12 protein-coding genes are annotated in these 13,604 nt (G+C 72.5%); 3 read left to right on the forward strand and 9 right to left on the reverse strand.

Going from position 1 to position 13,604, the window contains the following annotated elements; translation table 11 throughout:
• Window positions 1-18 precede the first annotated feature (18 nt).
• Together ACQP1V_RS24055 and ACQP1V_RS24060 are read right to left on the reverse strand one after the other, a co-directional pair.
• Window positions 19-1,674 carry an AMP-binding protein gene (locus ACQP1V_RS24055; RefSeq protein ID WP_433411920.1) on the reverse strand — a complete coding sequence of 552 codons (1,656 nt, stop codon included), beginning with the start codon at window positions 1,672-1,674 and terminating at the stop codon, window positions 19-21.
• A 21-nt stretch (window positions 1,675-1,695) separates the two neighbouring features.
• Complete coding sequence (locus ACQP1V_RS24060) at window positions 1,696-2,925, reverse strand: NADH:flavin oxidoreductase (RefSeq protein ID WP_433411922.1); 1,230 nt, start codon at window positions 2,923-2,925, stop codon at window positions 1,696-1,698.
• 171 nt (window positions 2,926-3,096) lie between these two features.
• Between ACQP1V_RS24060 and ACQP1V_RS24065 the strand changes: the two genes are divergently transcribed.
• The gene (locus tag ACQP1V_RS24065; protein ID WP_433411925.1) at window positions 3,097-4,737 is read left to right on the forward strand and encodes a class I adenylate-forming enzyme family protein; all 1,641 of its coding nucleotides are present in this window, start codon (window positions 3,097-3,099) and stop codon (window positions 4,735-4,737) included.
• Between the two features lie 4 nt (window positions 4,738-4,741).
• On the forward strand, window positions 4,742-5,836 hold the full coding sequence (locus tag ACQP1V_RS24070) for a HEAT repeat domain-containing protein (protein ID WP_433411927.1): 1,095 nt from the start codon (window positions 4,742-4,744) through the stop codon (window positions 5,834-5,836).
• A gap of 120 nt (window positions 5,837-5,956) precedes the next feature.
• Here ACQP1V_RS24070 and ACQP1V_RS24075 read toward each other — a convergent pair whose 3' ends face one another.
• The 5 genes from ACQP1V_RS24075 to ACQP1V_RS24095 all read right to left on the reverse strand — a co-directional run bounded on the left by ACQP1V_RS24075 (window position 5,957) and on the right by ACQP1V_RS24095 (window position 10,781).
• The gene (locus tag ACQP1V_RS24075) at window positions 5,957-6,655 is read right to left on the reverse strand and encodes a poly-gamma-glutamate hydrolase family protein (RefSeq protein ID WP_433411930.1); all 699 of its coding nucleotides are present in this window, start codon (window positions 6,653-6,655) and stop codon (window positions 5,957-5,959) included.
• A 137-nt stretch (window positions 6,656-6,792) separates the two neighbouring features.
• Window positions 6,793-7,413, reverse strand: coding sequence for a PaaI family thioesterase (locus ACQP1V_RS24080; protein WP_433411932.1), 621 nt, complete (start codon window positions 7,411-7,413; stop codon window positions 6,793-6,795).
• Window positions 7,410-8,276 (reverse strand): MaoC/PaaZ C-terminal domain-containing protein, encoded by an 867-nt coding sequence (locus ACQP1V_RS24085; RefSeq protein WP_433411935.1) that lies wholly within the window; start codon window positions 8,274-8,276, stop codon window positions 7,410-7,412. Before ACQP1V_RS24085 ends, ACQP1V_RS24080 begins: the two co-directional genes overlap by 4 nt.
• Before the next feature lie 3 nt (window positions 8,277-8,279).
• The gene (locus ACQP1V_RS24090; RefSeq protein WP_433411938.1) at window positions 8,280-9,515 is read right to left on the reverse strand and encodes a lipid-transfer protein; all 1,236 of its coding nucleotides are present in this window, start codon (window positions 9,513-9,515) and stop codon (window positions 8,280-8,282) included.
• Window positions 9,516-9,620: 105 nt separating this feature from the next.
• Window positions 9,621-10,781, reverse strand: coding sequence for a steroid 3-ketoacyl-CoA thiolase (locus tag ACQP1V_RS24095; RefSeq protein ID WP_433411940.1), 1,161 nt, complete (start codon window positions 10,779-10,781; stop codon window positions 9,621-9,623).
• Between the two features lie 228 nt (window positions 10,782-11,009).
• Between ACQP1V_RS24095 and ACQP1V_RS24100 the strand changes: the two genes are divergently transcribed.
• Entirely contained in the window at window positions 11,010-11,948 is a 939-nt protein-coding gene (locus tag ACQP1V_RS24100) for a 3-oxoacyl-ACP reductase (RefSeq protein ID WP_433411942.1), read from the forward strand.
• Window positions 11,949-12,015: 67 nt separating this feature from the next.
• Here the strand turns inward: ACQP1V_RS24100 and ACQP1V_RS24105 are convergent, their stop codons facing one another.
• Window positions 12,016-12,792: an SDR family oxidoreductase gene (locus ACQP1V_RS24105; protein ID WP_433411944.1), complete on the reverse strand. Its 777-nt coding sequence runs from the start codon at window positions 12,790-12,792 to the stop codon at window positions 12,016-12,018.
• Window positions 12,793-12,922: 130 nt separating this feature from the next.
• Entirely contained in the window at window positions 12,923-13,540 is a 618-nt protein-coding gene (locus ACQP1V_RS24110; RefSeq protein ID WP_387416991.1) for a TetR family transcriptional regulator, read from the reverse strand.
• Window positions 13,541-13,604 lie beyond the last annotated feature (64 nt).

Consider the following 13,604-nt stretch of genomic DNA (forward strand, 5'->3'; position numbering starts at 1 on the left):
TGCTGGGCCGTACGGGGGCTACGGCAGGAAGCGCTGCCGTCCGTTGGCGTGGAACTCCGCGCGCAACGCGGCCTTGTCCTCGGCGGTCATCGGGGTGTAGCGCGGCGCGGCGCGGCCGGCCCAGCGGTACACGGCGTCCTCGGTCCGCCAGCCGTCGTGCCGCATCTCCTTCTTGCGGAGCTTGTTCGAGCCGGTGGCCGGCAGCGCGTGGGACACCCGCACGTAGCGCGGCGCGCCCTTGGTGCCGAGGTCCGCCTGCCGGGCGAGGAACGCGGGCAGGTCGAGGTCCTCGAAGGCCGTCCCCTCGGGGATCTCGATCGCGGCCATCACCTGGTCGCCGGAGCGCGGGTCGGGCACGCCGAAGACGGCGGCGGCGACGACGCGCGGATGGCGGCGCAGGACGCGCTCGGTCAGCAGCGCGGAGATGTTCTCGCCGTCCACCCGGATCCAGTCGCCGGAACGGCCGGCGAAGTAGATGTAGCCGGCCTCGTCGATGTAGCCGAGGTCGCCGGTCCAGTACCAGCCGTGCCGGACCCGTTCGGCGTTGGCCGCGTCGTTCTTGTAGTAGCCCTCGAACTTCGCCGCGCCCTCGGTGTTGACGATCTCGCCGATCGCCTCCTCGGCGTTGACGACCCGGCCGTGCTCGTCGAGCACCGCGCGCGGCCGCCGCTCCCTGGTTTCTGAATCGACGACGACGACACCGGCGTGGGCGGGGCGGCCCAGCGCGCTCGCGGGCCCCTCGGGCGCGAGCGTGACCATGCCGGACCCCTCGCTCGACCCGTAGGCCTCGATCAGCCGGCAGCCGAAGCGGCGCCGGAACTCGGCCTGGTCCTCGGGCGAGGCCTCCGTGCCGAAGGCGTGGTCGAGCGTGTTGTCCGCGTCGTCCGGACGCTCGGGCGTGGCCAGGATGTACGCGATCGCCTTGCCGACGTACGTGAAGAACGTGACGCCGTAGAACCGGACGTCGGGCAGGAACGTGGACGCGGAGAACGCGGGCACAAGGGCGACGGTCGCGCCCGCGGCGAGCGAGGGCGCCCACAGGCCCATGACGGCGTTGCCGTGGAACAGCGGCATGCAGCAGTACGTGACGTCGTCCCTGGCCACGCCGTACTTGGCGCAGTTGGCGTAGCCGAGCGCGGCCAGCCGGCCCTGGGAGCAGATCGCCGCCTTGGACGCGCCGGTGGTGCCGGAGGTGAACAGCAGCAGCATCCGGGTCGCGGCGGTGATGCCGCGGTCGCGCTCCGGCTCGCAGGCGTGCGCGGCCACCCGGGCCGCGTAGTCCTCGCCGTCCACGAGGAGGAAGCGGTCGCGCTCCACGCCGATGTCGAGGCCGTCGAGCAGTTTCAGCCCGGCCTCGTCGGTGACGACGAGCCGCAGGTCGGCATGCCTGACCTCCTGCTCCAGGTACGCGCCGCGCCGGGTCGAGTTGATGCCGACGATCGAGGCGCCGCTGAGCGCCGCCGCGCCGAGCCAGAAGACGTACTCGGGCACGTTGCCGAGCAGGACCCCGACGTGGAAGGGCCCCTCGATCCGCAGCTCGCGCAGCAGGGAGGCCCGGGCGGCGCTCTCGCGGACCACCTCGTCCCAGGTCCAGGTACGCTCCCGGGTGCGCAGGCCCGGGCGGTCGTCCCCCACCCGGTCGAGCAACAGGTCGGCGATCGTCTCTCGGTGCACGGTTCTCCGTTCTCCTCCTGCTCAGGCCCGCGGCTTCCGTACCGGCGGCTGCGCGATCAGGGGGCCGGTGAGCACGCAGTGGGTGCCGCCGTAGATCGCCGTCATGCACTTGTTGCAGTGGATGCACAGGGAGCGGACGCTCTCGTCGGCCGCGATCCGATTGATCAGGTCCGGCTCGCGCAGCAGCGCCCGCGCCATCGCGACGAACTGGAAGCCCTCCGCCATCGCCTGGTCCATGACCGCCTTGTTCGTGATGCCGCCGAGCAGGATGAGCGGCATCGTGACGGCGGCGCGGATCTGCCGGGCGTCGTCGAGCAGGTAGGCGTCCCGGTACGGGTAGGCGCGCAGGAAACGCTTGCCGACGAGCTGGACGCCCAGCTTGACCGGCTGCTTCATCACCGCCGCGAACTCCCGCAGCGGCGCGTCGCCCTTGAACAGGTACATGGGGTTGAGCAGGGAGCTGCCCGCGGTGAGTTCGAGGGCGTCGAGCGAGCCATCCTGCTCCAGCCACCGGGCGACCGTGATCGCCTCGTCGAGCCAGAACCCGCCGGGCACGCCGTCGTCCATGTTGAGCTTGGCGGTGATGGCGATCCGGTCGCCGACGGCGTCGCGCACGGCCCGGGCGATGTCCCGGGAGAAGCGGGCGCGGTTCTCCAGGCTTCCGCCGTACTCGTCCTTGCGGTGGTTGAGCTTGGGGCTGAGGAACGAGCTGGCGAGGTAGTTGTGCCCGAGGTGGATCTCGACGGCGTCGAACCCGGCCTCGACGGCCATCGACGCGGCGTGGCCGTGGGCGGCCACGATCCGGGTCAGGTCGTCCCGGGTGGCGGCCTTCGTGAAGCTGGTGGTGGTGGCGTGGAAGTGCCGGCTGGGCGCGAGCGCGGGGAGCCTGTTGGACTTGGGGTTGGCCACCGGGCCCGCGTGGCCGATCTGCGCGGCGACCGCGGCGCCCTCGGCGTGCACCGCCTCGGTCAGCTTGCGCAGGCCGGGCAGTGCCTCCGGAGTCCACAGGATCTGGCGCCGGTCGGTTCGGCCCTCGGGCGCGACCGCGCAGTAGGCCACCGTGGTCATTCCGACGCCGCCGGCCGCGTGGCGCACGTGGAAGTCGATGAGCTCGTCGGTGACGAGGCCCTTGCGGCTCAACCCCTCGTAGGTCGCGGCCTTGATGATGCGGTTGCGCAGGGCCACCGGGCCGAGCTTCGCCGGAGCGAGCACGTCCGGCACCTCGCGGGCCCCGGGCGTCGTGTGAGTCAAGAGGGTCCTCCGTCCGCACTCCGTCTCGGGGAGCACGGCCGACGTTAGCCAGCGGAGGGTCCCCCGGCTCCGGTGAATCCCGCTGAACGGGAAAGCCGCGTTCCGCGGCACCCGCGATCGCGAATATTGGCGGCCAGGAAGACCTAGTCCCGGCGACACGGGAGGGAACTGATGTCGACGTCGACGGATCCGAGAGCGGCGGCCCTCGCCGTGATGGCCCGGCTGACCGGCCCCGGCGGGGATTTCGAACTGGTCGAGGAGGACGTCCTCGGCGCGCGCATGCGGGTCTACAAGAACCGCGCCAGGTCCCTGGGAGAGGTGCTGGCCCGGTCCGTCCGGTTCGGCGACCGCGACTACATCGTCACCGCGGACGGCCGGCTGAGCTTCGCCGAGCACGCCGCCCAGGTCGCCTCTCTCGCCACCGCCCTCCGGGACGAGTACGGTGTGCGCCCCGGCGACCGGGTCGCGATCAACGCGGCCAACTCCCCCGGCTGGATCCTCTCCTTCTGGGCGAGCGTCGCGATCGGCGCCGTCGCCGTCGGCTACAACGCCTGGTGGTCACGCCGCGAGGTCGCGTACGCGATCGGCCACACCGAGCCCGCGCTGATCGTCGCGGACGCGAAGCGGGCCGCCCTGGTCGAGGACGGCGGCACCGTCCTGACCATCGAGGACGACGTCCCCCGGCTCGCCCGCCGCCACCCCGGCGCCGTCCTGCCCGTCGCCGATGTCGCCGAGGACGACCCCGCGGTCATCCTCTACACCAGCGGCACGTCCGGGCGGCCGAAGGGAGCCGTCCACTCGCACCGCAACCTGACATCGGTCATCGAGTACCACCGGATGAACGACGCCCTGGCCGCCGCGTTCGGCGACCCGGTCGATCCCGCCGACCGGCGCTACCTGCTCGCCCTGCCGCTGTTCCACATCGCGAGCCTGCACAACCTCGTCGTGCCCCGCCTGGCGACCGGCAGCGCCGTGGTGATGCACCAGGGGGCCTTCGACGTGGACCGGGTGCTGCGCCTCATCGAGAAGGAGCGGATCACGAACTGGGGCGCGGTGCCGACGATGGCGCACCGCCTGATCGAGCACGGCGACCTGTCGGAATACGACCTCTCCTCGCTGACCGCCTTCGCGCTCGCCTCCGCGCCGTCCTCGCCCGCGTTCAAGGAGCGGCTGCGCGGGGCCTTCCCTCCGGCGAAGAACGCCCTGGTCGACAGCTACGGCCTGACCGAGACCTCGACCGCCGTGTCCGCCGCGACGCCCGCCGACCTCGCCGAGGCGCCCGGCACGCTGGGCCGTCCCGTCCTCACTGTGCAGGTGGAGATCCGCGACCCGCTGGGCGAGCCGCTCCCCGAGGGCGAGGAGGGCGAGATCTGCGTCCGCAGCCCGTTCACCATGCTCGGCTACTGGAAGGACCCGGCGGCCACCGAACAGGCCATCCGGGCCGACCGGTGGCTGCACACCGGCGACGTCGGCGTGATGGAGCAGGGGCGGCTGCGCCTCACCGCCCGCCGCTCGGATCTGATCCTGCGCGGCGGCGAGAACGTCTACCCCGCCGAGATCGAGAACGTCCTGGCGGAGCACCCCGCCGTGCTGGAGTGCGCCGTGATCGGCGTCCCCCATCCCGACCTCGGCCAGGAGGTCATGGCCGTGGTCGTCACCGACGGCGAGCGGCCCGTCGGCGAGGAGGAGCTGCGCGCCTACACCGCGGGCGAGCTGGCGTACTTCAAGGTGCCGTCCCGCTGGCGCATCACCACCGAGCCCCTCCCCCGCAACGCCACCGGCAAAGTGATCCGCCGCGACATCGAACCCTGAGATCATGACCGGTGTGAAGGGCTTCAGGGCGCGACGGATCTGGCCGCTTACTCGGGCGAAGTCGTTTGTGGACGTCGTCCCCGGGCTCGTGGCGGGAGTGGAAGCCGGCCGCCGGCACGCGCTCCAGGACCTGTGCGTGGCTCTCGCCAACGTGGTCACGCACGACGAACTCGCCGACCGCGCCCTCGACGCGTTGGGCGCGGACGACGAGACGCTGGCCACAATGCGGGGCTGCGCCGATCCGCGTGCCCGCAGGTTCGCCTACGAGATTTCGCTTGATGTGGGCCGTTTGCGCGAGTCTGATCTGATGGCCGCCGCCCTCGGCGAGGCGGACGTCGTCTCCCGGATCCGGTGCGCGGAGGCGATCGACCGCATGGATAGGCCCGACCTGCTGGAGCGCCTGCTGGCCACCCGTTCCTCCCGGGTCCGGGCCGTCGCGCTCACCGGCCTGGTCCGGCTGGGACGCCCGGAGCACGGGTCGCGCTTCCTGGGCGACGCGTCCTCGATGACCCGCCTGACCGCGCAATGGGCGGTCAGGCGAGCGGGCGGGGACCCGGCGCACATCTACCGCCGGCTCCTGGCCGGGCGGCCGGGCACGGAGGTCCGTAACCTGATCGCCGGCCTCGCCGACTGCGGCGGCCGCGCCGACACCGATCTCGTCCGGCCATACCTGGCCGACCCCCGCCCCCGGGTCCGGGCCGAGGCCGTCCGAACCTTGCATCGACTCGGCGCGCCGATGGACCTCATCGCCCTGCTCGGCGACCCCTCCCCCGCGGTGACCAGGCGGGCAGCCGCCGCACTGCGCGGCTCCGGCGTGCCCGCGGACCGGCTGTGGCCGCTGCTCGACACCGCCCGGCCACGACACGTACGGCAGGCCGCCCACCGGATCCTGTCCGGTGCGGACGGCTGGACCAGGCTCAAGGCCGATCTGACGCTGATAGACGACGCCGACGCGTCGCTCCGCCGACGGGCTCACGACGACCTGGCACGCGAAGGGCGGCGCGACGCTGTACACGAAGCCGCCGGAGCCGCTCAGGGACGAACTGGCTGCCCTGATCGACGCGGCCGAGGCGTCTCTCGGTCCGGGAGGCGCCGCTGAGCTACGTTGGCTTCTTTCTCGGATCGGCTGAGTGAGCCGGCGGGCGATGGACGGATCGTTTGCCGCGGCTCCTTGACCAGAACCCATCGAGGGCTGGCGGCCGGGTAGGCCGGCCTCGGATCAGGACAGTGCGCGGTTGACCGCGGAGACGTACCGGTTGAAGGCCTCGGTGCGGTGGGCCGGGTTCTCGACCCAGGCGCGGCCCAGCTTCCCTCCGGCGAAGAACCGCTCTCGCTGGCCGCGGCTGATCTCCAGCTGCACGCCCATGCCCCTGCGGTTCTTGTTGGCGATGTTTCGCGGGCTCACACCGGCGATCTCGCCGGGCACCGAGGTCGCGACGGTGAACCCCGCCGCACGCAGTTCGGCGCTGACCTTGCGGACAAGCCCCTTGTCGCGACCGCCGACGTACGTCGTCGCGTTTGCGCCCGCGGCGGCGTGCCAGGAGACGGTGTAGTCGACCGCCGCCACCAGCTTGAGGGCCTTGGGCTCGTCGAAATGGGTGGCGGTGATGTGGAGCTGTCTGTTGCCGGACGGCTTGAGCCCCTCAAAGGAGTAGAAGGCGTATTTGCTCCCCGCGGCCGCGTTGGCAAGTTGAGTGGTGGGCGACTCGATCGCGCCGCCGTGGATGGCGATGTGCGCCACTCGCGCCCCGCGTGGAAACCGCTGTACGCGGCGGAAGTCCTTCCCCTCGGCCTCGTGGGCCGCGAGCTGCCGGAAGTTGGGATACGTGTCGGCCCTCTTGGCCGAGGCGGCCTGGGCCGTACCGCACAACGTGAGCACCAGTGCATTCGCCGCGACGACGAACAGCGCTTTCCTCATGGGCAAACCTTTCAAAGATCAAAGATCGCCCGAGAATACAACGCGTGATCATCCGGTGCTCTCGCCGTGGTCGTACGACGAAGAGAGCCCGGGTCGGTGATCGCCGGCCCGGGCCCTCTCGCGACGCGCGTCCCCCGTCAGCGGGGGCGCGGGACGCGCTTGGCGACGAACAGGCCCTCCGCGCTGACGCACACCTCGCCTCCGGCCGAGATCGTGCCGACGGCGCGGATCTTGCGGCCGTCCACCGCGACCTGCCGCCCGGTGACCGTCAGCGGCTCGAACAGCGGCGTGGGCCGGTGATAACGCAGGGTCAGCTCGGCGGTCATGCCGGACGGCCCGCCCCAGTCGTTCGCCACGCCGAGCGTGTGGTCCAGAAGCAGCGCCGAGATCCCGCCGTGCACGAACCCGGGCGGCCCCTGGTACGGCATGCCCAGGACGACGATGCCCTCGATCGAGCCGTCCTCCTGGCCGGTGAGCGCGAGCGGGGGCGCGACGGCGTTCTCCGGGCCGGTCACCGGGTCGTGCCGGGTCACACCCTCGCCCCGCCACATGTCCACCATCCGTTCCCGCACGGCGGGGGCGTGTTCGTCGAGGTAGTCGGCGACGGCGTTCAGCCGCTCCGCCACCTCGGACATCTCGGCGTCCGACCCGTCGCCCGCGTGCAGCAGCGAGGCGATGACCCGGCGGGCCGCGGCGACGGCGGCGTCCACGCCCTTGTTGTTCGCTCTGGCGGTCAGCTCCGACCGGCCCTCGTTCACCCGCCCACCTCCGCGGTCGCGTGGGTGAGCACGGGCGCGCCGTCGCGTTCCGGGCAGGTCGAGGTCAGCACGAGCCGGTCGTCCTCGCGCCACACCGTGGTACGGATCGTCTCGCCGGGGAACAGCGTCCCGGCGAACCGGACCGACAGGCCCGTCAGCCGGGTCACGTCGCCGCCGAGGACGCCGTCCACCAGCGCCTTGGCGACGATGCCGTAGGACGCGAGCCCGTGCAGGATCGGCCGGTCGAAGCCGGCCGTCCGCGCGAATTCGGGGTCGGCGTGCAGCGGGTTGAGGTCGCCGTTGAGCCGGTACAGCAGGGCCTGGCGGGCGCCGGTTGGGGTGTCGAGCACATGGTCGGGCGCGCGCTCGGGCGCCGCCCACGGGGTCTCCGGGCCGGGGTCGCCGCCGAAGCCGCCCTCGCCCCGCGCCCAGATCTGCATGGTGGTGGTCCACAGGGGCGCCCCGTCGGGGGCGGCCGCCGACTGCTCCAGGACGATCACTGCGGCCTTGCCCTTGTCCCAGATGTGGGCCACGCGGGAGGTGACGGTGGCGGCACCCGAGGCGGGCAGCGGCCGGTGGGCGGTGAGGCCCTGCCCGGCGTGCAGGATCCGGCGCAGGTCGATGTGCATGCCGGGCAGGTGCAGCGCGGCGGGACGGCGCTCCCCGGCCGAGACGCCCTGGCCGGCGACCAGCGCGAACGTCGGCAGCACGCGCAGACCCCGCTCGTAGGTGTAGGACAGCTCGGGGTCCGCGCCGCGGCCCGCCCCCAGGCTGAGGTGGTAGAGCAGCACGTCACGGCTGGTCCACGCGATCTCCCGCACGGAGGGCGGCGCGCCGAGCGCCTCGTCGACGTCGATCGGCATGGTTCAGTCCTCCTCACTCGTGCCGGGACCCGCGACGGAACCGTCCAGCGTGCCCGCGCCGTACAGGGTGACGACGCAGGCGCCGCCGAGCCCGAGATTGTGTTGCAGGCCGATCCGCGCGCCGTCCACCTGGCGGGTGCCGGCCTCGCCGCGGAGCTGCCAGGTCAGCTCGGCGCACTGCGCCAGGCCGGTCGCGCCCAGCGGGTGCCCCTTGGAGATGAGGCCACCGGACGGGTTGACCACCCACCGGCCCCCGTACGTCGTGGCGCCGGACTCGGCGAGCGTGCCGCCCTCGCCCTCGGGGCACATGCCGAGCGCCTCGTACGTGAGGATCTCGTTGATCGAGAAGCAGTCGTGCAGCTCGATCACGTCGACGTCGCCGATGCCGAGCCCGGACCGGGCGAAGACCTGGCGGGCGGCCGCGCGGGTCATCGGGGCGCCGACGACGTCGATGTGGGAGCGCGTGGCGAACGCCTCCTCCGTGTCGGTGGTCATGGCCTGGGCGAGGATCTCGACCGCCCGGCCCTCCAGCCCGTGCTCGCGTACGTACCGTTCGCCGACGACGACCGCGGCGGCGGCGCCGTCGGAGGTCGGCGAGCACTGCGAGCGGGTGAGCGGCTCGTGGATCGGCTTGTCGCCGAGCACCTGCTCCAGCGTGTACGCGCGCTGGAACTGCGCGTACGGGTTGTGCACCGAGTGCCGGTGGTTCTTGACCGCGACGGAGGCGATCTGCGCGGCGGTCGTGCCGTGCCTGTCCATGTGCTCGCGCGCGGCGTTGCCGAAGAACTGCGCGGTCATCGGCGCGGCGGCCCAGCCATAGGTGGAGACGAGCACCTCCAGGTGCCGGTCCACAGTCGTCACCTTGGGCATCGCGCCGGACGGGTTCAGCGCGTCCCGGGTCATCTTCTCGAAGCCGACCGCGAGGGCGACGTCGGCGAGGCCGGCCTGCACCCACTCCCGCGCCAGCATCAGCGCGGAGGAGCCGGTGGCGCAGTTGTTGTTGACGTTGACGATCGGGATGCCGGTCAGGCCGACGTCGTAGAGGGCGCGCTGACCGGCGGTCGAGGTGCCGAACACGTAGCCGACGGCGGCGCGCTCCACCGCCTCGTAACCGACCCCGGCGTCGGCCAGGGCCGCGCCGACCGCCTCCCCGACCATGTCGGGGTACTCCCATTCACGGGTTTCGATCTTCTCGAACTTCGTCATCCCGACGCCGATGACGAACGTCCTCTCGCTCATGTCAGGTCTTCCTTCGTCCGGGGGGTGTCAGCCCATAACAGGCGCGGGCACGGGGTCGCGGGCGGGGCGCGGTGCTCGTCGGTGAGTCCGATGCGCATGGGGTTCTCAGATCCGTTCGATGACGGTCGCCGTGGCGTGGGCGCCGCCCGCGCACATGGTGATCAGCGCGGTGGACCGTCCGGTCCGTTCAAGCTCGTGCAGCGCCTGGGTGATCAGGCGGGCGCCGGTGGAGCCGACCGCGTGCCCGAGGGCGATGGCGCCGCCGTTCACGTTGACCTTGTCCATGTCGGCGTCGTGGACCCGCGCCCAGGACAGCACGACCGACGCGAACGCCTCGTTGATCTCGACCAGGTCGATGTCGGAGAGCGTCATCCCGGCCGTACGCAGCACGTGCGCGGTCGCCTCCACCGGGCCGTCGAGGTGGTAGTGCGGGTCGGAGCCGACCATGCCGGAGGCGACGATGCGGGCCCGCGGCCGCAGGCCGAGCGCCGCCGCCTTCTCCGCGCTCATCAGCAGCACGGCGGCGGCGCCGTCGCTGATCTGTGAGGAGTTCCCGGCCGTGTGGACGCCGTCGGGGATCACGGGGGCGAGCTTGGCCAGCGCCTCGGGGCTGGTCTCGCGCAGCCCCTGGTCGCGGGCGACGAGGGCGGTCTCCCCCGTCGGTCCGTCCGGGCCCGTCACGGGCGCCTCGATCGGGATGATCTGCCCGTCGAACCGTCCCTCGGCCCACGCGGCGGCGGCGCGCCGCTGCGACTCCAGGCCGAAGTCGTCCACGTCGGCGCGGGTGATGCCGCGGCGGCGCGCGATCCGCTCGGCGGCGGTGAACTGGTCGGGCAGGTCAAGGGACCAGTCCTCCGGGAAGGGGCTGCCGGTCTCGGGGGTGCGCGCCTGCCCGAGGAAGACACGGCTCATCGACTCGACGCCGCAGCCGATGCCCGCGTCGATCGCGCCGGAGGCGATCAGGCCCGCGACCAGATGCACGGCCTGCTGAGAGGACCCGCAGGCGCAGTCGATCGTCGTGCACGCCGTCTGGTACGGCAGACCGGCGTACAGCCACGCCTGACGGGTGACGTTGTTCGACTGCTCGCCCGCCTGGGTGACGCAGCCGCCGATCACCTGTCCGATCTCGCCGGGGGCGACGCCCGTACGGTCGAGCAGGCCCTTGTGGACGCGCCCGAGCAGATCGGCGGGGTGCAGGCCGGACAGGGCGCCCCGGCGCTTGCCGACCGGCGTGCGGGCGGCGTCGACGATGACGGCCTCAGCCATGGGGTTCTCCTCGATTCAGTGCTTCCCGTCCACGCCGGCCCTTTCAGGCAGGCCTGGCGGCGACACTAGAATCAATTCTTGTTCGCCACAATGCTCGTGTCCCGGTGAGTGGCAACCACAGGTCGGCGGCCGGCGAGCCCCCTCCACTGAGTGGGACGCCGCCTCGGCCGAAATTAGAATACGTACTAGTTTTATGCCCTCATATGGTGATCGGACAGGAGCAGGGACATGAGCCCGAACGTCAGCCTGGAGGGCAGGACCGCCATCGTCACCGGCGCGGGTGCCGGACTCGGCCGCAGCGAGGCGCTCGCGCTCGCCGCGTGCGGCGCGAACGTCGTCGTGAACGACATGGGACCGGCCGCCGACGAGGTCGTGGCCGAGATCGAGGCGCTCGGGCGGAAGGCCGTCGCGGTGACCGGCGACGTGAGCGAGTGGGCCCTGGGCGACCGCCTGGTCCGCACCGCGGTGGACGCGTTCGGCGGCCTCGACATCCTGGTCAACAACGCGGGCGTGCTCCGCGACAAGATGCTCTTCAACCTGACCGAGTCCGACTGGGACGACGTGGTCCGCGTCCACCTCAAGGGGCACGCGGCGGTGTCCCGCGCCGCGGCCGCGTACTGGCGCGAGGCGAGCAAGGCCGCCGGCGGGCCGGTCTACGGCCGCGTGATCAACACCTCGTCCGAGGCGTTCCTCTTCGGCTCGGCGGGCCAGCCGAACTACTCGGCGGCCAAGGCGGGCATCGTCGCGCTGACCCTCTCGACCGCCCAGGGCCTGTCGAGGTACGGCGTGCGCGCCAACGCGATCTGCCCGCGCGCCCGCACCGGCATGACCGCGCACGTGTTCGCCGGCGGCGGGAACGCCCCCGGCGGCCTGGACGTCCTGGCGCCCGAGCGGGTCGGCACGTTCGTCAGCTACCTCGCCTCCCCCGCCGCCGCCGAGATCAACGGCCAGGTGTTCGTGGTGTACGGCGACATGGTCGCCCTCATGGCCGCGCCGACGGTCGAGCGGAAGTTCACCGCCGCCGACGGCGTCTTCTCGGTCGAGGAACTCGACGCGCAGCTCACGCCGTACTTCGACGGCCGCGGCCCGTACCGGAACTTCGCGGCCTACAGCGTCGCCGAACTCGACATGACCGGCGTCCCGAACGCCGCCACGGCAAAGAAGTGACTCACGCGGCGGGGGCCGCCCCCTCCGTGTGCATGCGGTTCCCCCACCTGGCTCTCGCCGCGTTCGGTCAGTAGACGTTCGGGCCGCGCACGGTGGCCTCGGCGCCGCCGTCCACGTACACGATCTGCCCCGCCATGTGGGTGTTCGCCGGGCTGATCAGCCAGCGCAACGCCTCGCCGATCGCCTCGGGCCGGGCGTGCCCGTTGAGGGGCATGGGGACGGCGGTCGCCATGACCGCGCGCATCGCCTCGTCCGCGAAGAGCGGCGCCGTCATCGGCGTGAGCACGATGCCCGGGGCGATCGCGTTGAGCGAGATGCCCGTACCCGCCCACTCCGGCGTGACCGCGACGCGGCGCAGCCACCGCGCCAGCGCCGACTTGGACGACGGGTAGAGCAGCGCCCCCGCCCCGCGCTCGATCGCCCGATCCGCCAGGGCGACCGCGGCGTCCTCGTCGCCTTCCAGACAGGCCGTCACCACGTCCGGGTCCACCGCGTGGGTGCCGGCGATCGAGCACACCACGGCGGCGCGCGGCGCGGGGGCGGCGGCGAGCGCCGGGCGCAGCCCCTCCAGCAGGGCGAGGACGCCGAAGTAGTTCACCCGCACCGTCAGCGGGGTGACCCCGGCGACGCCCGCGCAGGCGACAACGCCGTCGAGCGCGCCGCCGGCCAGCCGCAGCACCGACTCCACGGCCAGCGCCCGCCCGTCCCGGGTGCCGAGGTCCGCGCACACGTCGGCGTCCTTCAGATCGATCCCGATCACCTGGTCGCCCTGCTCGCGCAGCAGTCCGGCCAGTGCCCTGCCGATGCCCGACGCCGTACCGCTGACGGCGATCTTCCGCGTCATTCGCCCGCTCCCCTTCCGAGTCGTGCCCGGTAGCCTCGGACGATAGCCCTACGGCGGGCCGCCTGACAGCGGATCCCGGTCATCAGGACGGCCGGGACGGCTCAGCCGCCGGAGGAGGGGTGAGTACGGGTCAGGCGTCGGCGGCGTTGGAGCGGGGGGCGAGCAGCAGCCGGGAGGCGAGCCGGATGTCGCTCTCCATGTCCGGGATCGAGGCCCGGCTGTTGAGGCTCGACTGCAGTACGCCGTACCAGCACTGCATGAGCAGCCGGACGAGCGTGACGTCCTGGGCGGTGGGGTCGTCGATGCCGAGGGCCCGCAGCACGATGTCGCGGAACGTGCTGTCGATCCGGCCCGCGTCCGCGACCGCCGCGGCGTTGGCGGCGTTGGCGGAGTTGAGCATCGCGGTCGCCAGCGCGGGCCGGCGCAGCAGCTGCCTGCTCGCGCTCACCAGCAGGTCGCCGACCGCGTCCTCGGGGCTCACGCCGGGCTTGGGCCGGGTGACGGTCTCGTTGAACCGGTCGATCTGCTCGGCCATCACCGCGGTGAACAGGTGGGTCTTCGACGGGAAGTAGCGGTACAGCGTGCCGATCGCGACGCCCGCGGCCTTCGCCACCTCGTGCATCTGGACCCGTTCCAGGCCCTTGTCCGCGCCGAGGTGCGCGGCCGCCCGGAGGATGCGCAGATGCCGGGCGCGCTGCTCGGGCGAGCTCGGCTCGGCCGGCGGCCTGGCTTCGGCGATTCTCGGCACGGTCTTCCCCCCAGGTGTTTCGACAAGACATTACACACGGCTCCGGGTGGCTCCGTGAATTGGT

This window comes from Microtetraspora malaysiensis, from assembly GCF_050947145.1.
In the GTDB taxonomy this organism is placed as follows: Bacteria; Actinomycetota; Actinomycetes; order Streptosporangiales; family Streptosporangiaceae; genus Microtetraspora_A; species Microtetraspora_A malaysiensis.

Bases quoted from the DNA above. Each gene is read 5' to 3' on its own strand.
- ACQP1V_RS24065 (WP_433411925.1), top strand. From the start codon at position 3,097: ATGTCGACGTCGACGGATCCGAGAGCGGCGGCCCTCGCCGTGATGGCC.
- ACQP1V_RS24070 (WP_433411927.1), top strand. From the start codon at position 4,742: ATGACCGGTGTGAAGGGCTTCAGGGCGCGACGGATCTGGCCGCTTACT.
- ACQP1V_RS24075 (WP_433411930.1), bottom strand. From the start codon at position 6,655: ATGAGGAAAGCGCTGTTCGTCGTCGCGGCGAATGCACTGGTGCTCACG.
- ACQP1V_RS24085 (WP_433411935.1), bottom strand. From the start codon at position 8,276: ATGCCGATCGACGTCGACGAGGCGCTCGGCGCGCCGCCCTCCGTGCGG.
- ACQP1V_RS24090 (WP_433411938.1), bottom strand. From the start codon at position 9,515: ATGAGCGAGAGGACGTTCGTCATCGGCGTCGGGATGACGAAGTTCGAG.
- ACQP1V_RS24095 (WP_433411940.1), bottom strand. From the start codon at position 10,781: ATGGCTGAGGCCGTCATCGTCGACGCCGCCCGCACGCCGGTCGGCAAG.
- ACQP1V_RS24100 (WP_433411942.1), top strand. From the start codon at position 11,010: ATGAGCCCGAACGTCAGCCTGGAGGGCAGGACCGCCATCGTCACCGGC.
- ACQP1V_RS24105 (WP_433411944.1), bottom strand. From the start codon at position 12,792: ATGACGCGGAAGATCGCCGTCAGCGGTACGGCGTCGGGCATCGGCAGG.